This window comes from Pontibacter ummariensis, from assembly GCF_900188175.1.
GTDB classification, from domain to species: Bacteria; Bacteroidota; Bacteroidia; order Cytophagales; family Hymenobacteraceae; genus Pontibacter; species Pontibacter ummariensis.
The window spans coordinates 21,133-41,846 of record NZ_FZOQ01000029.1; the positions used below are offsets into that span (position 1 = coordinate 21,133).

The 20,714-nt window shown below is 51.0% G+C and carries 15 protein-coding genes; 8 read left to right on the forward strand and 7 right to left on the reverse strand.

Translation table 11 applies throughout. The features are described 5' to 3' along the window. The first annotated feature begins 41 nt into the window (after positions 1-41). The 6 genes from CHB92_RS21835 to CHB92_RS21860 all read left to right on the forward strand — a co-directional run bounded on the left by CHB92_RS21835 (position 42) and on the right by CHB92_RS21860 (position 6,316). Positions 42-611 carry an NUDIX hydrolase gene (locus tag CHB92_RS21835; protein WP_089321370.1) on the forward strand — a complete coding sequence of 190 codons (570 nt, stop codon included), beginning with the start codon at positions 42-44 and terminating at the stop codon, positions 609-611. Positions 612-1,177: 566 nt separating this feature from the next. Continuing rightward, entirely contained in the window at positions 1,178-2,980 is a 1,803-nt protein-coding gene (locus tag CHB92_RS21840; protein WP_089321371.1) for a hypothetical protein, read from the forward strand. A gap of 82 nt (positions 2,981-3,062) precedes the next feature. Next, positions 3,063-3,635 (forward strand): hypothetical protein, encoded by a 573-nt coding sequence (locus CHB92_RS21845; protein ID WP_089321372.1) that lies wholly within the window; start codon positions 3,063-3,065, stop codon positions 3,633-3,635. A 70-nt stretch (positions 3,636-3,705) separates the two neighbouring features. Then, positions 3,706-4,056, forward strand: coding sequence for a curli-like amyloid fiber formation chaperone CsgH (csgH, locus tag CHB92_RS21850; protein WP_144266364.1), 351 nt, complete (start codon positions 3,706-3,708; stop codon positions 4,054-4,056). Positions 4,057-4,314: 258 nt separating this feature from the next. After that, positions 4,315-5,820 carry a carboxypeptidase-like regulatory domain-containing protein gene (locus CHB92_RS21855; RefSeq protein ID WP_089321374.1) on the forward strand — a complete coding sequence of 502 codons (1,506 nt, stop codon included), beginning with the start codon at positions 4,315-4,317 and terminating at the stop codon, positions 5,818-5,820. 199 nt (positions 5,821-6,019) lie between these two features. Next, on the forward strand, positions 6,020-6,316 hold the full coding sequence (locus tag CHB92_RS21860; RefSeq protein ID WP_089321375.1) for an HNH endonuclease family protein: 297 nt from the start codon (positions 6,020-6,022) through the stop codon (positions 6,314-6,316). Positions 6,317-6,353: 37 nt separating this feature from the next. Here the strand turns inward: CHB92_RS21860 and CHB92_RS21865 are convergent, their stop codons facing one another. Continuing rightward, positions 6,354-7,817, reverse strand: coding sequence for a nicotinate phosphoribosyltransferase (locus tag CHB92_RS21865; RefSeq protein WP_089321376.1), 1,464 nt, complete (start codon positions 7,815-7,817; stop codon positions 6,354-6,356). Between the two features lie 164 nt (positions 7,818-7,981). Between CHB92_RS21865 and CHB92_RS21870 the strand changes: the two genes are divergently transcribed. Both CHB92_RS21870 and CHB92_RS21875 read left to right on the forward strand, forming a co-directional pair. After that, on the forward strand, positions 7,982-9,034 hold the full coding sequence (locus tag CHB92_RS21870; RefSeq protein WP_089321377.1) for a DUF6687 family protein: 1,053 nt from the start codon (positions 7,982-7,984) through the stop codon (positions 9,032-9,034). A gap of 349 nt (positions 9,035-9,383) precedes the next feature. Next, the gene (locus tag CHB92_RS21875; RefSeq protein ID WP_089321378.1) at positions 9,384-10,232 is read left to right on the forward strand and encodes a universal stress protein; all 849 of its coding nucleotides are present in this window, start codon (positions 9,384-9,386) and stop codon (positions 10,230-10,232) included. 60 nt (positions 10,233-10,292) lie between these two features. Here the strand turns inward: CHB92_RS21875 and CHB92_RS21880 are convergent, their stop codons facing one another. The 6 genes from CHB92_RS21880 to CHB92_RS21905 form a co-directional block, all read right to left on the reverse strand. Beyond that, positions 10,293-10,709 (reverse strand): hypothetical protein, encoded by a 417-nt coding sequence (locus CHB92_RS21880; protein ID WP_089321379.1) that lies wholly within the window; start codon positions 10,707-10,709, stop codon positions 10,293-10,295. A gap of 45 nt (positions 10,710-10,754) precedes the next feature. Further along, positions 10,755-11,609, reverse strand: a complete 855-nt coding sequence (locus tag CHB92_RS21885) for a thermonuclease family protein (protein ID WP_089321380.1) — start codon at positions 11,607-11,609, stop codon at positions 10,755-10,757. A 144-nt stretch (positions 11,610-11,753) separates the two neighbouring features. After that, complete coding sequence (locus CHB92_RS21890) at positions 11,754-11,990, reverse strand: hypothetical protein (RefSeq protein ID WP_089321381.1); 237 nt, start codon at positions 11,988-11,990, stop codon at positions 11,754-11,756. A 139-nt stretch (positions 11,991-12,129) separates the two neighbouring features. Then, positions 12,130-15,561 carry an amidohydrolase family protein gene (locus CHB92_RS21895; RefSeq protein WP_089321382.1) on the reverse strand — a complete coding sequence of 1,144 codons (3,432 nt, stop codon included), beginning with the start codon at positions 15,559-15,561 and terminating at the stop codon, positions 12,130-12,132. A 489-nt stretch (positions 15,562-16,050) separates the two neighbouring features. Continuing rightward, positions 16,051-19,704, reverse strand: a complete 3,654-nt coding sequence (locus CHB92_RS21900; protein ID WP_089321383.1) for an AAA family ATPase — start codon at positions 19,702-19,704, stop codon at positions 16,051-16,053. A 70-nt stretch (positions 19,705-19,774) separates the two neighbouring features. Then, on the reverse strand, positions 19,775-20,662 hold the full coding sequence (locus tag CHB92_RS21905; RefSeq protein WP_089321384.1) for a carbohydrate kinase family protein: 888 nt from the start codon (positions 20,660-20,662) through the stop codon (positions 19,775-19,777). Between the last annotated feature and the right edge of the window lie 52 nt (positions 20,663-20,714).

Here is a 20,714-nt window from a genome sequence, read left to right on the forward strand (position 1 = left end):
TAAGAGCGCAAACGCATAACTTGCATCCACAGAATAACAAGATGGAAGATAAAAAGCCTACACACGAGCCACAACCCTGGAAAGTACTTAAGTCGGAGTTAGTGTTTAATGAGAAGTGGTATACGCTACGCCGGGACGAGGTAGAACTACCCAACGGCTTAGTAATGGACGACTATTACGTGAGCGTTCGTCCGAATGTGGTGCTTATTTTTCCGCTTACCGAGGATAAGCACGTCATTTTTGTGCGCCAGTACAAACATGCGGCCGGGGATATTTTTATTGAACTGCCAGGCGGCGTAATTGACGAACATGAGGATGCCCCGCTGGAAGCCGCCAAACGGGAGTTACTGGAAGAGACAGGCTACACGTCCGATGAGGTGGAACTGCTACAGGAAGTAATTGATAACCCCACAAAAGACACGAACAAGATTTACTTCTTCCTGGCCAGGAATGTGCATAAAGTGGCCGAGCAGGACCTGGACGCATCCGAAAATATCGAAGTCCTTCGCGTGCCCTTACAGGAGGTGGAAGAGATGGTGTTAAACGGGAAAGTAAAAGTGTCCGGCTCCGTTGCGTTGTGCCTGCTTGCTTTAAGAAAACTAGGGGTGTAACAAAGCACCCTAATCAAAACTACTGTAGAAGAAGGACTGCTAAACAGGGCGACGAGCTCTCCTTCTTTAACGTCACATTTATTGCCCCTAGGGCCTTCTGGAGTAAGCAAGGGTCTCGTTAAAGATCGCCAGCCTTGGACCGTCCCTCTTATAGGGATGAGGCATGAAGCGTGCAGATGGCTGTAGTTACATGGCCGCTAATAGTCAGAAAACCTTCTAAAACTTTGTAATTGTATCGCGGGTTGTGTTGGTGTATATATTAATTATAATATTTATATATATGTAATCCTCTCCGTTGCTCTTATGTTCCCCGTTTCCGGGGTATGAAGGCAGTTATTGATTTTACAGGTCCCCTTTTGCGCCAAAGCTGTCTTTTTTTTAAGTTTTTGACTCGTATATGATTTAACAAGTATAGCTATTTGGCTGGCTTAAAGCGTCTTAGTATTATAATAACTGATATTTGTAAAAAAAGTATAAAATATATAAAAACTATATGTAACAATAATTCTATGTTTGGGTATAAGGTCAGTGTGATTCATATAAAACCTTTAAAAAATTAAAACATTATGAAAAAAAGAGTAATGTATGCAGCCGCGGTAGCCATGCTATTCGCTACAAGCACATCTTTCGCCCAAACAAATAACACTGCTTCTTCTTCTCAAGAAGGTGACAGAAACGCATCAGCCATTACACAAAAGAATGGCCAAAGGAATACAGCTGCTGTTTCACAGACAGGGGCTGAGAATGGCTCGGTTGTAGCACAGTATGGTGGCAGCGAGAACGGAGTAGTGGTAGGACAGTACGGCACCTTCCATGACGTCAGCGCACTGCAGACGAAGGGACAGTTCCTGGACGCAACCGTTTTGCAGGACGGGGTAAACCAGACTGCTGTAACGATACAGGAACATGGCTTAGATAATGACCTGAACGTTGTACAGTACGGTGAAAGCAACGAAGCATGGGTGGAGCAACTTGCTGGTGAAGGAAACGAGGCATCAGTTTCTCAGAGCGGGATGCTAAACGAAGCTGACATGGGACAGTACAATGGTGTCGCCAACAGTGGTTCTATTAGCCAGGATGGGGAAGCCAATATTGGGTATGTAGAGCAGCAAAGCGGTGCAGGAAATGCTGGTTCTATTGTTCAGGTAGGCTTTAGCGGCGATGCCTATGTTGGCCAGCATGGAGGTGTAGGCAACACAGGTGCCGTTAGTCAGGACGGAGCGAACAACTGGGGCTACATGGAGCAGCGTGAAGGTGAGGGTAACGCAGCGTCTGTAGGACAGGCAGGGGATTATAATGAGGCTTATGTGGGGCAGTTTAACGGAATGAGCAATAGCGCGGATGTCCGGCAGCAAGGTGATATGCATGATGCTACTATCGAACAGCATAGTGGCGATGCAAACGAAGCTTCGATCGCACAATACGGATCAGAGAACGGCTCAACCATTGCACAATACGGTGGTCGTGAAAACGATGCGACCGTTGCGCAATACGGTAGATTTCATGATGCCACCATCCTGCAGTCTGGCGGTGAGGACCACGACGCTGTTATCCTACAGAACGGCGTAAACCAAACTGCTCATATCACACAAGAAGAAGGGGTAGACAACGATGCTTACGTAACGCAGTACGGTGAAAGCAACGATGCATATGTAGAGCAGTTGTACGGGGAAGGCAATGACGCCGACGTGCTTCAGAGAGGAACTATGAATGATGGCCGTGTGGGTCAGTACAATGGCGAAGATAACGATGCGGATATCGACCAGCATGGTGAGGAGAACATTGCTTACGTAGAGCAGCAAAGCGGCGAAGACAACGATGCAGACATCGATCAGGATGGCATGCGCAATGATGCTTACATTGGGCAGATGGCTGGCTTGGACAACGACGCTGACGTGGACCAGAGAGGTAATGATAACTGGGCCTATGTGGTGCAGTATGGCGCACGCAACGACGCTGAAATTTACCAGGACGGTGATGATAACAAGGCCGTGATTGGGCAAGTAGGTGTGTTCAACCAAGCAGACATTGAGCAGGGTGGTGACGGCAACCTTGCCGGTATCGGTCAGGTAGGCGTGGGTAACTGGGCTGTTATAGACCAGGACGGTGATTACAGCTTAGCAGGTATAGTGCAGTCTGGTTCTGCTAACGTAGCGGTGATTAGCCAAGATGCTCAGTGGAGTGCAGCCGGAATTTTACAGCAAGGCTTAGGCAACGAGGCTACGATCGATCAGTCTGGCCTGTATAACCTCTCTGGAATCCTTCAGTCTGGGGAGTCCAACACCGCTACTATTAACCAGGGCGGTACAGGCAACGCTGCCGGTATCTTTCAGTTCGGATCTTACAACACTGCAACAATTAATCAATAGTTGATTTTGTCAAATCTCCTGAGGGGTAAATACCTCTCAGGAGATTTTTTAATTTGTAGGGGGTACTTTAAACATAGGTGAGATGAAAAGAGCATTTGCGCTTCTGTTCGCTTGTATTTTATTGCAGACAGGGGCTTACAGCCAGAGCATCGGGAGTGAAGCACAGTTGATGAAGTCCGTTAACGCTGCCAGAATCTCGGAGTTGGCACAGGGGCAGGCAACAAAGCAGGACGTACGTGTGATACAGGATGGCGACCGCAACCATGCAGCTGTATTTCAAAGGAACAGCGCTGCTGTGCCTAACGCCGCGTTCATTACCCAGGTAGGTGATTTTAACACAATCGTCCTACAGCAAAGCGGGCAAAGAAACCAGGTAAACGCGACACAACTTGGTGTTAGCAACTCCTATAGAGGGGAGATAGACGGGGTAAGCAATACATCCACTGTCTATCAGCAAGGAACCGCGAATGAAATAAACCAGCAGGTACAGGGCATGGACCTGGAGTATACGTTGATCCAACAGGGGAACAATAACTCCATCAACCAGATAGAAACCTCTCCGCAGTCACGCCCTTATACAGTTATCCAACAGGGGAATAACATGAATATTACCATTGAGCAGAGTTCCTGGGCAGTACCTGTAAAGATAAAATAGCTTTAGAGCTACTTTACGCGCACCCTTATTTCCATTATAAATGAATCTGTTTACCATAATAACTTTGATTATGATGATCCTGAGTGGGCAAACGAGTGGCGTTCCGCTAAATGCGGGATTATATGAGGCCCATATAAAAGCCGAGCTAGACGGAAGGACTCTCAGGATAAAAAACGTTTTTGAAAACAACAGCAGTAAGCCGGTTGATTTTCGCTATAAGTTTAAACTGGAACGCACAGGCAAATCAGGTTCAGCCATCAGTAGCCAATCAGGCACACTAAGGGCAGCACCGGGAGAAGAGGTTAACCTCTCTGCCACGCGTGTTTCTATCCATGTGGGTGATACCTGTACGCTGGTGCTGCACGTGTACGACGGCAGCACACCGATAGCCCATGATACGGTTACAGTTCCTGCGAACTAGCACCTCTGCAGCTAAAACACTTGTTGCACCTTCCGTCCTTTCTTCATTCCTTCCCGCTCTCCCTTTTGCATGAGCGAAGCTGTATGCTACATTGTTATATAGCTATAACCCTATTTAGTTTTATCCGTATAGGATAAAACATTAACGGAATTTAACAGAGGCGATAGCGCTTGATGTTAAACAAGCAATCTCAGGCCCGCCTGTGCTTGCTCTAGCCGTACACGCAGCTAATATATCTACCCAAATTAAAGTGCACAGATGCTAAAAACAGCTACCACCCTTAGGCTTGTTTATTTTATGGCGTTGCTGATCGGCTTCGCTTCCTGTAACGAAGACACCATAGAACCAGAAGGAGGAGGGTCTATCAGAGGTGTCGTGTTAGATGCTGAAACGAACTCTCCTGTTCAGGCTGTGAGCATCACCACCAATCCTGCTACTTCAGCGGTAGTAACCGATGAGAATGGCACTTTTGCCATCGCAGATATCCAGGGTGGTGATTACAGCATCATGGCCCAAAAGCTGGGTTATAAGATGAAGACAGTTACAGTGGCTGTCAAAAACTTGAAGCAGAGTAATGTAACGATGGTGTTGGAGGATGCCACTGGCGGAGGCCTGGCACCGGGTAAAGCAAGTAACCCCTCCCCAGCCGAAAACGCCACAGCGCAGCCCATTGATGTAACACTTAAATGGAAGGCCCCGACCGCCGGCAGCGGAGATACCATAAGCTATGATGTTTACTTGTATGAATCGGGCAACACAGAAAAAAAGAGAATAGCGGAAGCAGTATCAGACACGAGTATAGTTGCCCGCAACCTGAAATACAATACGACTTACTTTTGGCAGGTTGTGGTTAAGGACGAAAGTGGCAGGGTGACGAACAGCGACGTATGGAGCTTTAACACGGTGCCAGTGCCTGCTAACCGCTATCTTTTTGCCCGTGCTGCTACCGACGGCGACTATAACGTGTACAGCTCGGATGGCACAGAGGCCAACACCTTTCGTCTGACTTCCAGCTTTAGCCGCGAGTGGTGGCCTGTGCTTAACCCGAAGCGCGATATCATCGCCTATTCCTCCAATGTGGGGGTGGAGCCGCAGATCTATGTGATGAACCGCGACGGCTCTGACAAAAAGCAGGTGACCAGTATCCCGGTAGTGGGGTACCACAACCAAGGCATTGGCTTTGCATGGGCGCCGGATGGGGGACAGTTGCTGTATGCCAATTATGATAACCTGTACCGGATTGAGCGGGATGGTTCCGGTCTGACCTTGATCGCCAAAGCACCTGCTAACCGCCACTTTAGGATGGTGGACTGGACAGATCGGGGAGATAAAATCGTGGCACAAACCATTGGCTCAAACATTAACGACGCTGAGATTTACATTATGAATGCCGATGGCTCTGACATGCAACTCCTCGTGGAGAACGTGCCAGGCCGTGTGGAGAGCCCCTCATTCTCGATTGATGGATCGGAGGTTTTATACACCCGGGATGTGGCGGGTTTCGAGAATGCCGAGGGCCGCCAGCTGAACTCCCATATTTTTAGAAGAAAGGTAGATGGATCAGGTTTGGTGGACTTATCCGAGAACAAGCCTGCCGGGACCAACGACCTGCTCCCTCGCTACTCCCCAAATGGGGCGAAAGTAATTTTTGTAAACACCCCGAACGATGGCCTTGGCCCTTACGACGTGTACATGATGGACGCAACAGACGGGAAAAACCGGGTGAAGCTGTTCTCGAACGCTACTATGCCAGACTGGAAGTAGTGATCTAACTTTGTATAAACTGACAGAAGAGGTGTGGCTTGTAGTCATACCTCTTCTGCTTTAAGGGCTAGAGTTAGCTCTTAAAGCAGAAAACAAGGCTGCTGTCAAAAGCTCTCAAAGAAGGGTAAGCAACTAGACGAAATTTCAAACTCTCAGCTCCCTACTGTTGTTCTATAGAGGGTATAAAGAGTAAAAGGGGATGGTGAAAAGCAAGGAAGAACTAGTATGCGAGCTGTGTGGCAGAGAGGTGCAGAGCCTCTCGCGGCATCACTTGGTTCCACGAGAGGAGGGAGGACGCTACGGTGCTACTGCCGACCTTTGCCAGCCTTGCCACAGCACCTTACACCTTACATTTTCTAACCGGGACCTGGCTACCCAATACAACTCCATTCCTGCCTTGCAAGAAGCAGAGCCGCTTCAAAAATACCTGAAGTGGGTACGTGGCAAACGTATCGAGCGAATCTCCAACCGCAGAGGAAGGGGAAAAAGAAAGTAAGCGCCGAATGATCAGAATCAAGTGGAGCGATGCAGGATTATTCATTTCGTAGCTTCAGAATAAGCGCTGTTTTATAGTGGTGCAGGCTTTCCTCCAGACCCGCAGGATAGCTGTGCGGGTTCAGGTAACGGCGGATACTTTCGTGCAGCTTACTCAGCTCTTCTTTGGCCGTGGCCTGTATGCTCTGCAGGTCTGGCAGCGTGTACGTTAACTTTCCTTGCTCGAACACTGGCACGAGTAACTCCTTGTATTTAGTGTCGGGTGCAATGCTCTTGCGGCGCGTGCTGTCCAATGGGTCCACGATCCGGAGGTGATCCGGCAGGCTTTCCAGTTGGTTATAGATCATGTCAGCCATATAGCCGGAGTCATCCATATAACGGCGCACCTGCAGTTTTCCGGGGTTAGAGGTTTTTACCAGTTGCTCCGATAGCTTTATCTTATATTCCCAGTCCCCTTGCTCTGTACGGAGTGCTGCCAGCTTGTACACGCCTCCCAATGCCGGTTGGTCGTAGGCGGTTACCATTTTGGTGCCGATGCCCCATACGTTGATTTTTGCCCCTTCCTGCTTTAAGTGGGTGATCAGGCGTTCGTCCAGGTCGTTGCTGGCCACAATGTTCGTGTCTGTGAAGCCTGCTGCATCCAGCAGCTTGCGTGCCTCCACGCTCAGGTAGGTAAGGTCTCCGGAGTCAAGGCGAATGCCACCGAGTTTAAAACCTTTCGGCCCCAGCTTCTGAGCCGTAGAAATCGCTTTCTTGACACCCTCCAACGTGTCATAAGTATCCACTAAAAAGACGGTGTCCTGCGGGAAGGCGTCTCCGTAGGCTTCGAACGCCTCTTCCTCTGAGTCGAAGGCCTGTACCCAGCTATGGGCATGTGTGCCGCGCACGGGAATATTATAGTGCTGCCCGGCAAGGAGGTCAGACGTCGCACTCACACCCCCAATATAAGCGGCCCGTGCGGCAGACAGCGCCCCGTCTATTCCCTGTGCCCGGCGCATCCCAAACTCAATTACCTGGTCGCCTTTGGCTGCGTCCACAATACGCGCTGCCTTGGTGGCGATGAGGGTCTGAAAGTTAAGGATGGTAAGCAAGGGAGTCTCGATGAGCTGTGCCTGCAGGAGTGGCCCTGTTACCCGAATCAGTGGCTCGCTCGGGAACACCACAGTCCCTTCCGGAACGGCATCTACACTACAGGAAAACTCCATGTTACGCAGGTAATCCAGGAAGCCCTGTTCAAACAAAGGCTGTCCCTGGCTTCCTTTCAGGCTGGCCAGGTAGGCCAGGTCCTCGTCCCGGAAACGCAGGTCCTGTAAGTACTGCACCACGTGTTCCAGGCCAGCGGCAATGGTGTAGCCTCCCGTAAAAGGGTTTTTGCGGAAGTACAGGTGAAAAACGGCCTCCTGTTCTGCCTTCCCGCTTTTCCAGTAGCCATAGGCCATCGTGAGTTGGTACAGGTCTGTCAGCAGTGAAAGGGAGGTTGCGTAGATGTCTTTTAGAGCCATGGCGGCAAATTATGAATTATGCATAAGAAATTAAACAGCGAAAGGGCCGCCACTAGTAGGCTGTGCTTCCTCTGTTAGCGAATTAGCTGCCCTGCTTTACGGTAATTGGGGCTAACAAAGACAAAAAGCCTTGCGTCTTAAGCCTTAGGTACGCAACTTTAGGCATGCAGAAAAGACAGTTTATACCTTTCTCAGAGGTCAAGAAAAAGAAAGCCATTGTGGTAGACAGCACGCACCCGAACGGGGTGATGCTATCACACTGGAAGGGGGCGCCAACTCCTGCTGAAATACGGGATGACACGAGTGCAGCAATTGTCCTGAACGCTTTACGACAGGGCCTGCCCTCGCTCGACTTACCTTATGTAACAGCCAACCATTTCGATATAGACGGTTTTGTGGGGGTGTGGGCCTTGCTGAACCCGGCACTGGCTTTGGAAAACGAGGAACTGTTACGGCAGATGGCCCTAATCGGAGATTTCCGGGAGCTGGACCTGAACCATCCGCTGGCAGGGGAGGCCCTGAAATTGGTGTGCTGGATTAATGCCAAAGAGCGGGAGCTATTCTACAAACCCTTTGCCGCGGATGAGATGGAGGAGAAGGAAGCCGCCCAGTGCGCCCAGAAGTTCCGGTACTTTTTACGGGAGTTTAACGCTGTGTTGAAGGACCCGGATTGGGAGAAAGGCGCCTGGGAGGATGAGGTGGCAAGTGTGCTCCTCGGCTATCGGGACATGTACAAGCCGGACACTAAAATCGAACGTTACCCAGACGTTGGCTTGGTGATCGTTCAAACACCACATCCGCTGCATTATTACGCGCTGTTCAGTCGTACCCAGGGCTTTGATATGGTACTGACCTGCTATGAGCAAAACCGCTATGAACTAGAGTACAAGTACACCACGTGGGTCGACATCGCCACGCGCCCAACTTTGCCCCGCCTGAGCATGGCCCCACTGGCAGAGCGCCTGAATGCCCTGGAAACCTCTGGTCGCTTGTGGACACATGATGCTGTTACTGAAACAGGGCCCCTCTTGCGTTTAGAGGGGTCAGGGCTGAGCCGGTCTGAAGCATACGATAACCCGACAGAGCGGGAAATCTATTCTTCTTCCATCCCTGTAGGGCAGTTCAAGGCAGAAGTCCTGCACTTTTACCGCGAGGCCTACGCAGGCATCTCCCCGAAGCAGCATTGGACCTGGAAAGAGGTGAAGGAGTTAAGTTAGCGTTCTCGACACGTACAGGGACAAAGCCCCGGCAGACCTTTAAAAGGCTTGCCGGGGCTTTTACTTTTAATACCATTTCTTCACGAAAGATGCAGGCAGAAGCGTTCCCTTTATCTTACAAATGCACCTCTTGTAACTGTAGCGCCTGTAGTCCTACTCAAGAGCTCTTTCCTTTTTGAATGATTGTGGTACTTGTACAAACCTTCGGTTTAGTAACCCCTTAAAATTAGCAATAGAGGCTGTTGTTGTTAATTCTCTAAAAAAAATTATTAGTATTTTTTATAAAATTACGTATACATAGTAAAATAGTGATATACTTGTGAAGTAGATCAGACAACACAACAACCGTATGAGAAAGATACTATGTCCCACTGACTTCTCTGCTACCTCGGGAAAGGCGATTGATTATGCTGTGTACATTGCACAGCATGCGGGGGCGCACCTGTCGTTAGTGCATGTGATACACCTGCCAATCGTTGATACGTCCGAAACAGCTATGGTGGCTAGCGAACTGCTGGGGGAGCAGATGCGCGATGCCGCCGAGCAGTTACAGGCTATATGCCGTCACCTGGAAGAGAAGTATGGGGCAAACCGGGACGGTGAGTTTACCTGCGACTACATCCTGAAAGAGGCGCTTCTTACGGACATCACAGAGCAGTTAACCGCAGAGGAAGGGTATGACCTGATCGTGATGGGGACCACGGGGCGCGACAATACGCTTGAGGAACTCTTGATTGGCAGTAACACGGAGACGATCATAGAAGAAGTGGAGTGCCCGGTGCTTTCTATTCCTGCAACCGGCACGTCTCCAAAGATAGAAAAGATCATTTATGCCTCAGACTACAGCAAGGAGGACCAGGTGGCCCTGGGAAAAGTAGTGGAGTTAGGGAGTTATTTCAGTGCGGAGATAGAAGTGGTACACGTGGTAAAGTCGGAGGAAGATCATGAGAAGGCGGAGGCTTTCTGGAAAGAGCTGCAGCATCAGTTTCCGGGGGTGCCCCTTACGTTCCACGAAGTGCATAACAGGCATCGCGCCGAGGGGCTGAAGGCATACTATAAAGAGACTGGGGGCGACGTGTTGGCTATTGTGCGAAAGAAAAAGGGCTTTCTGAGAGAGCTGTTTACACAGAGCCTTGCCGAAAAGATGACGTACCAGGCGGAAGTGCCCTTGCTGGTGCTGCATGGCAAGAAGGCTTAATAAAAAAGTGGACCTGGTTTTCACCAAAGCCCACTTTTTGCTGGACGGTCTTACTGATTGTTACATGTCCCGCACGGCATCTTCATCAAAGATATGGCCCAGGTCTTCACTGCATACCAGGCAATTGTAACGGCCATAAGTTTCAATGGCCTTGATCAGGGGCAGGTTACGGAAAGAGCCCTTGCCTTTGCACTCCAGTAGTACCGGGCAATCGTGCTGCACATGGAAGATATCCGCAACGCCATCTTCACAGATCCACACGCGCTTCTCCATCATTTCCTGTGGCACATAAAAGAAATCCGGCGCAGGCCTTGGCTCCACAGCGGCGACAGCCGCTTCTGCAGGGGCTTCTGTGCCAGCAGCAGCACTTGTTGCCTCTTCTGTTTTTGGCTGGCAGGAGAAGAGGGTGCTACAGGTAAAAAGAAGCAGGGAATATTTAAACGTTTTACTAACAGTAGAAGGTAGGGTGAAATGCATCTGTCTTTAAATCTTGGGTAAAACCAAAGATAAGGACTTTAGGGCTTACTTTCCGCACGTTTTGTCCGGGCGGCGGCCATACTCGCGAATAGCAACGGCCTCGCTTACTGCAATCACTTCGGCTTTACAGCGCTTCAGTGAATAGCAGTCCCTATTGTAATAGTAGACGTTAGAGCCAGAGCTGTTACAGATGTAGACGGTGCGTTTGGTGGCTCCAGTTGGTATGGGAGCCTGTGCCGATGCTGTTTCGGTTTTGGGATCCGTGCTTCCGCCGCTTCGCTTCTCCTTCCGATAATCCCAAGGAGCCACCGGGTTGGCGTCCTGCCAGAGCCCGCGCTTGAATCGACGGGCGTCTGCCTCCAGGTTTGCCAGGTTTTTGTCCTTTGAGTAGGCTTTGTAGTGCCAGGCGTAGCCGTTACGGACGAGTTCCTCGTTCAGGCTTCGGCCATCCGGTAAAATGATTGTGCCCACGGTGCGGCCATAGCGATCTGTGTTATGAGCGATCAGGCGTACGTTCTTGCCGAAGGCCAGGTCGGAAGTGTACTGGCGGGCCCGCTGCCCAAAAGCCTGTGTTTTCTCTGGCGTGTCTACGCCATACAAGCGGACTGTTACAGCTTGCCCATTACGGAGTAGTTCAATCGTATCGCCATCCTTTATCCCAATCACCTTGTCTCCTGCCACTGTGGAAGGTCTTTCCTCCCTCGGGTCTTCCTGTTGCGGAGGCACTGGCTCTGTTGGAATGGCTGCTGAGCCTGGTTCTGGCTGCTCTATCTCCTCTGTCTCTTTTTCCAGAATGGCCTGCTGCCGTTCGCGGAACTGCTCCTTTGCCTCTCCTTTGTCCTGTTGGCAGGAGCCCGCCATGATAAGGACAACAAGTAATAAATGGGTGTACTTCTTCATTTATAAGATTACTGTAAGTACAAAAGTACACAGGCTCTGGAGGAAAAACAGAGGCTGCCAGCTCTTTTTGTATGGCCTTAAAAGAAAAACCCCTTGCTGTTAAACAGGGGCTTCGAACATAGCAGCTGGTGTTCTTAAAACTGTTTATTCCATAACAGGCGCTTCTTCTCCCTCTCTTACCTCCAGGGAGTCCTGCACATCAGGGTCCATGTCCGTATCGGGTCGGGTAGGGGCTACGGTGGGGGCACGCGGGTGCTCCGCTGAAACAGGAATATCGGGGCCTTCTGCCTCGTCGGCTTCCTCCACTTCCTGCTGGCCGCAGGAGACGCTAGCCAGGGAAAGTGCAATCAGAAAGAATAAGGTATAAACGAGTCTTTTCATAGTCTGTAGCTTGTGATTCATTACTGAATACGGAGGTTGCCTAACATATTGTTTGCCTGATGCTGTTTGTTTTAAGAAAGGGCAAAAGAAAAATCCCCACCAGGTGGCGGGGATTTTCTGTTGACTGTTATCTGTGTTGTTACTCCTGAATACCAGGAACACCTACCGGTGTGGCGCTGTGCCACTCAAAAGCCGGCGCTTTGCGCTTGGTTGGTGCCAGTTCATCCAGTGTGTTCGCGTCGTACAGACGGCCGTTGCGCATCACGTATTTGATGGTGTTGGAGTTGCGGATGTTCTCCAGCGGGTTCTCGTCCATGATCACCAGGTCAGCCAACTTGCCATTCTCAATGGAACCTAAGTCACCGTCCAGGCCTAAAGATTTCGCACCTAAAATTGTCGCTACTTTCAGGGCATCAAGGTTTTCCATGCCACCAGACTGAATAGACCACAGCTCCCAGTGGTAACCCAGCCCTTGTAGCTGTCCGTGAGACCCAACGCCTGCCAGACCACCTGCTTTTACCAGGTCATTCACAAACTCTGCGTGACGCGGGAAGATGTGCTCTTCTTTCATGAACCAGCCTGGTCTGCGTCGTGATTTGGCATCTAGCTCAAACTTTGGCGTGAAGTAGTTCAGCTTCTTATCTCCGTTCACGTTCTCCGTGGCATAATAGTAGTTCTCCGCCCAAGGACCGCCATAGGCTACCAGCAGGGTAGGGGTGTAGGCCATCTGCGTTTTTGTTACAAACTCTACCACATCCTTGTAAAGTGGGTAGATCGGGAAGGAGTGCTCATGACCTGGGTAACCGTCGATGGCTTGCGTCATGTTCAGTTTAAAGTCCAGGCCGCCTTCGGTAGTCGGCAACAAGCCTTGTTCTTTCGCCGCCATGATGATCCACTGACGGTGCTGGCGGTTACCCACCAGGTACATCTTGATGGTCTTCGTGTTGTAGTACTCGGAGTACTGCTTCAGCACCTGCTTGGTGTGCTCCAGGCTCTTCAGGTTATAAGACCAATAGCCAACGCCTGGGCCAGTAGAGTACACACGCGGTCCGATCATCTTACCGGCATCCACCATGTCACCATACGTCAAAACGTCGGTGGTCGCAGTCTGTGGGTCGCGGGTGGTGGTCACGCCGTAAGCCAGGTTAGCAGCATAAATCCATACCTGATTCGTATGTACGCCCCAACGCGGCCACATGTGTGCATGTGTATCTATAAAGCCAGGGGTGATGGTCTTGCCTTTTACGTCCACTACACTCACTCCTTTTGGAGCATTCAGAGTTCCTGTTGGGCCAACTGCTTTGATGCGGTTGTTCTCGATCAGGATATCGCCCTGCTCAATCACCTCATCCCCATTCATAGTGATCACACGCGCTCCCTGTAGCAGGATCGTGCCTTGCGGGATGTCGCGTGGCACCTTGATCGCAATCTTCGTCTCGACAGGTTTATAGCCTTCCAGCTTCACAGCTTCTGTTCCAGTGCTGTCTGCCTTGGCTGCTTCGCCATTCTCAGTCTTAGCTGCTTTCTTGGCTTCTTCTTTGGCTTTTTTCTTCTCGTCCAGTTCTGCCTGCTTCGCGATAGCTTCGTTCAGGTTATAGGCGAAAAAGCCATTCCCGATAGACCAGTATATGGTTTTGCCATCTGCAGACCAGCTTGGGAACTGTCCGCCAATTTCAGTTAGCTTCCAGCTTGGGAACTGCGATTTCGCTACGTCAGCTACAGAGATAGTGGGTGTCTCACCACCGATCACCGGGATCGTCACCACGTAAATCTCGTTGTTGATAAGCGCCAGGGCCTTATCTCCAACAGGGGCTTTGATAACCGTGGCAGCCACAGAGGCTTTCTCTTCCGGAGCGCGCTCTGTTAAGTGCATGTTCAGGTGCATCTCCTCTTCCACAATGTCAGCGAAAGAGCCGAAAGTCGTGATGCCTTTTACCTTTACATAAGACTTCTTGTCGGTGCCGTCCCAACGCAGGGAGATCAGGCCGTCTTTTGAGTTGTAGAGGTAAATACGGTCATCGCCTTTTACAAAGTGCGGGTTGGCACCTGCATCGGCAGTGGTTACAAAAGTGCTTTGTCCGCCTTTGGCCGGTATCCAGTTAATGCTCTGGCGGGAGGCGAAAGCACCTGGGCCGGTCGCTTCGCGGTAGGCCTGGGCTGAGCCCTTGGCAAATACGATCCTGTCGCCGTTTGGTGACCACACCGGCTCCTGGAAAATACCCTTCTCTTCTGTCAGTTTAGTTGGTTTGCCTTTGCCATTGGCATTCAGCTTGTAAATAGCCCCGCCTTCCTGCTCACTCCAGGTCACATAGGCCAGGTACTTCCCGTCTGGTGACCAGGCAGGCTGTGCCTCTGTATAATCTGCATCTGTCAGGCGCTTAGGTGTACCATTCGGGTAATCCATCACGTACAAGCGATCCAGTGCTGTAAAGGCAACCTGCTTCCCGTCTGGCGACACAGCCGCATCGCGAATCTGCGTCACGGTCATCATCTTGTCGTCCTTGATCGGGAATTTGAAGTCCAGTTTCGGACCTACCTCTATCTCGGTGTTTACCTCAAAAGGAATTTCTTTGGCAGGGCCACCTGCTACAGGCAGGCGATAGATTTTACCACCATAAGAAGCAATAAGCTCTTTGCTATCCGGAGTGAATGACATGGCCGGCAACACCCCTAGTGGGGCGATCGACTCCTGCTCATCACGCTGTACCGGGTAAGCCAGCCACTTTTCCTCGCCTGTCTTCAGGTTCTGTGCAATAAGGCCTGTGTTATCGTTATGGCGGGTACCGTACACCAGCCAGTTGCCGTCCGGCGACAGGGTAGGAGTGAAGGCAGAGCCATAACGGGAGGTGCGGGTGTCTACTTCGCCTGTTTCACGGTCGAATGTTGCCAGCTGGTACTGTGGCAGCTGTGCGTTATAATTCCAGGCGCTGTTACGCTGCGAGAACCACACATAGCGGCTGTCCTTCCCGAAGGCAGGCTCTACGGTCTTCAGGTTCTCGGGCTTGCTGATAAGCTGGGCGCCACTTCCCCCGTCTTTATGGTAGAGGTGCAGTTTCAAGTTACGGCGTCCTTTGGAGGCGATCAGATATTCCCCGTCCGGCGTCCACTCCGCTGACTGGTAGTTTTCGTTGGTGCTCTTGCTGATCTGCTTTGGCTTTTTCGTAGCCAGGTCCATGGTCCAGACATTGTCAGAACCACTGCGGTCAGAGATAAACACGATAGACTTGCCATCCGGGCTGAATTTGGCCTGTGTGTCGAAGGCCATACCCGAGGTAAGTTGCTCGGCCTTGCCACCTTTGATTGGCAGCAGGTACAGGTCGCCCAGCATATCGAAGATGATCTTGCTACCATCCGGACTTATGTCCAGGGCCAGCCAGGATCCCTCTGTGGTGTTGATCTTTACTTTGCGACCAGCCTCCAAAGGCAGGTCTTTTTTCTCTTTCTTGTCTTTGTCTTTCTCGGCTTTGGCACCATCCTGCGCTATAGCAGGACCTGACAGTAGCCCGAGTGTGCAAAGTACAAGCAACGACTTTTTCCATCGCCCTTTCGTGCGGTAGAGTGTCTGACTCATAAGCGGGTTAGATTTGATTAGGTTAGTTTGATCAGCTAAAATAAGGCTTTTTCCAATAACACAGCTTAACTATTGGATGAATAGCACCTTTGTAAAGGGAAAATGCCCTGATTTTGTTCCTTTCATTAGGGAAATATGATAATGCTAACTTGTAGAGCTAGCGGTTGTAGCATATTAACTTTTAGTGGAAGTCTTTTGTGCAATTCTTTTAGAGTAAGAGAAGTTTGAGATATTCAATGCTCTCTGTCTGAGCTGGCGTCATTAAGGCTGATCCCTAGCCTTATCCTTTTTCATAGTGTTTGTCTTTGTGCTCCACGCCTGGGGTAGGGACTCTCGATTCTCACTAAGGAGAAATTAAGGCCCCGCTGGCGAGGTGAAAATTTGCAGAGAATCAAAACTGCTGAAGTTACTGTAAAGCCTGTTTGAGCCGCAATTACAATACTTTAATCAATAAAGGGCCAGTTAGCTATAAGTTGTACATGATCCTTTTTACCACCCGACAACCTCAACCTTACTCACACCTCCCGCTTGTTTCTGCACCCGTATCTGCGCGCTAATCCTTTCTTTTAGAGCTTCTACGTGCGAGATAATGCCGATCATCTTGCCGCTGGCCTGCAGGTTCTCTAATGTTGAAATGGCAGCGTCCAAAGTATCCGCATCCAGGGTACCGAAGCCTTCGTCGATGAACAGGGAGTTGATCTGCGTGCGGCGGCCCGCCAGGTCGGAAAGGCCGAGTGCCAATGCCAGGCTCACCAAAAAACTTTCGCCCCCGGACAGGGTGTTCATAGGGCGAATGGCTTCGGCCTGGTAGGTATCCACGATCAGCAACTCCAGGTCTTCTTCTGATGATTTCTGAATGCGGTAGCGGTCGTTGAGCTTCTGCAGGTGGCGGTTAGCCAATTCTACGAGTCGGGCAAGGGTAAGTCCCTGTGCGAAGCGGCTGAACTTGTTTCCGTCTGAAGAACCAATGAGATCTGACAGTTGGCTCCAACGGTTACACACCTGCTGTTGCGTCTGGAGTTGCTCGGCTAGTTCTTTGTTTTTCTCGCGTTGTTGCGCATCCTGTTCCAGCAGCTGTTGTTGCCGGGCACGTTGTTCGATTAGCTCTCGTTGTTCCCTTGTTTTCGCTGCATGTACTTCCTGCAACTCATCAGCACTCGCCTTCGTTAATTGCTTTGCCTGTGTCGTCTCTAATTCCTGTCGCACATCGCTCAGGCTCTTGCGTAGCTCGGTCAGGTGCTTTTCCACCTGTGCCTTTTTATTCGCCAGGCGGTCTGCCTCATCGCGGTCGAGCAGCATCTGGCTAAGGGTCTCGATGGTCGCTATGCCTTTCTGCTGCAGTACCTGTAGCAGGCCATCGCGCAATTCATCCAGAGCTGTTTTGTTTTTTTTATGAGCAAGGGAGCACTCTTTTTGCCGTTCCCGCGCCTCTTTTAGCTGCTGTTGTTTTTGCTGCAGATGGGCACGTGCCTCTTCGGCCTGCTTTGCGCGTGCCCGTAACTCCTGCTGGGCCAGCTGTCGCTCTTTCTGTGGATCTTTGTCGCCAAACAGCTGTATGCGTTCTGCCTTTAGGGTATTTAACTTCTCGTGTGTCTGCTTTAGCACTTCCTGTAGCCCTGTAAGCTCTTTCCCTTTCTCCCCAACCTTATCTTTTTGGTGCTTCACCTGCTCTTTTAGCGCGACATACCTATCACGCATGTCTGCCAACGCCTGCTGCTTTTGTGCATAGGCCTTTGCTGCATGCTCTAGTGTTTGCAGTAGCTCCTGCTTGGCTTCTGTGGTAAATTTTAACGCATAGGTAGCGGCGAACGACTCCGCCATTTCCGTGTGTGCCTGGCGTTGCTCCTGCTCATCCTGCAAGGCTGCCTCTAACCGCTGCAGCTGAGTTTGAAGCAGCTTTCCTGACTGGTCCAGATGCCCCGCCTGCACCTGTGCTTTTACCTGCTCTTCGCGTAATGCCTGTAGCTGTTGGTTAAGTGCATCTAGTTCCCGGCTAATGTTGCGCCCTTGTAATAGCTGCTGCTGTAAGAGGCTCGCTTTCTGTTGCTGTGCATTTAATAAGGCGGCAAGTTGGTCTGTATCCTCCAGGTTGACGGTTTCTGTGATACCTGCTGCGACTTGCTCAAAGGTATTTTGCAGGCGCTTTACTTCGTTTTCCGCTTCGGTTTGGGCACTTAAGCTTACTTCCTGTTTTTGCTGTAGAGTGTTTAGGTGCAGTTGTGTGTCCTGTATGGTTTGCTCCAGTTCTTTCACGAGAAGCTGTTGCTTATCCCGCTTCTGCACTTCTGCGGGTAGATTCACGGCAAGGCCTTTCTCTACGAAAGGGTGGTGCTCCGACCCGCAAAGGGGGCAGGGCTCCTCCGGCTGCAGGGCGTGGCGCGCTGCCTCAAACTGCTGTATCTGCTCCTGTAGCTGCACTACTTTCTGCAGGGCTTCTAAATGGGCTGCACCCTCTTTCTGTTTTTGCCGGGTGGTTTCCAGCAGCTTTGTCTGGCCTTCTATTTGGTCTTTGTACGCTTTAAGTTGCTCTTGCAGGCCCTTAAGCTTTCGTTGCTGTACCGCATACTGTTGAGCCAACTCCTGCATGCGCTCTAAACGGGCGACAAGGGCTGGCTGGGCCTGTGCTGCCTGCTCCAACTCTTCCATGCTTTTAGAGGTTAGCAGGGCCTGCAGTTGCTGCAGCTTATCCTGGCGTTGTTGCTGTAAGGTATCCTGTCGGGCAGTCTGTTCTTGCTGGCTTTGCTGCAGCTTTTTGGCCTGTTCAGCTTCCTGTTGCTGTTGCTTTAGTAGCTCCTGTTGCTCCTGTTTGTTTTTAGCGATGCGCTGTTCGGCTTCCTGAAGGTCTTTTAGTGTTTGCCGGAACTCCGGCAGGTGCTCTTTCAGATCCGTCAGGCGGGCATTTTCCTCCAGCCAGGTTTTGATGTTGCCAGCCTCTCCTGTCAGCTTTTCCAGTTCCTGTTCCTTTTCCTGTAGCAGCGCCTGGTCCTGCTTCAGGCTCGCCTCAAAGTTGAGGTAATTGGCCTTGTCCTGCTGATAGTTTTCCCGCAGGGTATGCAGTTGATGGTCGCGTCTGACGACCTGTTCCAGCAGGGGCTCCAGTTTGTGCAGGGCCTCCTCCTGTTGCTGGTGCCCTTTCCCTGCCTCTGTCGCCACTTTGCCAGCATACTCCAGTTCGGTTTCGAGGGCAGGGATTTGTTTCTCCAGTGTCAGGAGCTGTTCCTGCACTTCGCTTAGTTTCCCGTTGGCACTCCGGATCTCAGCCAGTTCGCCTACAAACTGATGCGCCTGCTCATGTTGCTGTAATTTCTGGAACTCGGGTTTTAGCTGCTCCAGTGTTTGCTCTTGTTTTTGCAGGGCCTCCTGGTGCTGCTGTTTTTTTGCCTGTAACTGCTGTAATTGCTGTAGCCATTGCAATTTTAGCTGCAAATCATCCGCCTCTTTCTGAAGCCCTTTCTCCTGTTCTAATAGCTTCGCGACACTTTGTTCATAAGCCTGTCGTTGCGCTTCGGGCAGTAGCTTGCTGTCCTGCAGGCGTCGCTCCAAGTCCTCCCGCTTCAGGCGTTCTGCTTTCGCTTTTTCAAAGGCAAACTTTGAAATCTCGGAATAAATGCCTGTATCTGTGATGCGTTCTAAAAGCCCACTTCGCTCGTTAGGACTAGCCTTTAGGAAGCGCGCAAAATCCCCTTGGGAGAGCATTACCGAGCGCAGGAACTGGTTATAGTCCAGTCCGCAAATCTCCGCTACTTTGTCCGGTACCTGGCTCGGCTTAAGATCGAAAAGGGAATCCTCCTCAAAGCTATATAGCTCCATGTGCACCGGCTGTATGTTGCCGTTCACCTTGCCGCGGCTACGGCGCAGGTGCCACTTAGAGCGGTAGCGTTTGCCATTCGCCTCGAACTCCACCTCTGAGAAAGACTCTGCTGTGTGGCGTGTCATTAGCTCCAGCGGCTTATCGTTGCTGTGGCGGTGCACCAGCCCGTACAAACCGACCGTGATCGCATCCAGAATAGTGGTTTTGCCAGCACCTGTAGGGCCGGTAATGGCAAATAAACCAGCGTCTGCTAAAGGGCTTTGATCAAAGCGTATCTCATGCTCGCCTTTCAGCGAGTTCAGGTTTTGGAAGCGAACGGAAAGGATCTTCACAGTAGCGTGTTTTGTAAGGGTAATGAAAAGCCTGTTTTAATGGACTTCTTTTGTATGAAAGCCTTTGCTGCTAACGGAGCATGGCATCTATGTCTTGCGGCGTATAGGCGGGGTTAGCCCCTTCTTTGGAAGCGACGAAGGCCCCTACGGCACAGGCGTACTGCAGGCATTGCTGTGGGGGAGCGCTCTCCAGGAGTTGCTTTAAAAGCGCTGCCAGGAAGGCATCGCCGGCCCCGATCGTGTCTTTTACCTGTACTTTAAAGGCAGGCTGAAAATATACCTGGCCCTCCTGTAGCAGCCAGGCCCCTTCGGAACCGGCTGTAACGCAAATCATCGGGTTCTCCAGTGCTGTGCTGATTTTTTTCAGGGCTTCTTCCGCACTTACATCCTTTGCGCCGTACCATGCTTTCAGTAGCGCAAACTCCTCGCCGTTCATCTTGAGCAGGTCTGCTTTCCGGCCCAGTGTCTCGATCAGTTCCTGGTCATAAAATGGAGGCCTTAGATTAAGATCGAAAGCACGGAAAGAGGTGCGGGGGAGGAGGTGGAGCAAAGTATTACGGCTCGTCTCGTTGCGGGAGGCCAGGCTGCTGTACACGATCATGTTTTGCTCTACGGCTTGTAGGGCAGCCTCTTCTGCAATAAAGTCCCAGGCTACTGGCTGCACGATGTCGTAGGCCGCATCGCCATTTTCTGCCAGGGTAACGGCAACCGTGCCGGTAGGATGTATCGGGTCCGTTTGCAGGAAATCGAGGTGGAGGCTGTGTTGCCTTAAGTAGTCTGCCAGTTCCTGCCCGAGCGCATCCTCGCCAATGCGGCTGATCAGGCGGACAGGAGCACCCAAGCGGTGCAGGTGCAGGGCAATGTTCATTGGAGCGCCCCCGGGCTGCCTGCCATCGGGCAGGCAGTCCCACAGCGATTCGCCGAAGCTGAAAATAAGTTTTTCGGTTAGGTTAGCCATATATGTGCCTCTACAGCCAATCCTATAAGATCAGCTTTGTTTTCTTTGAATG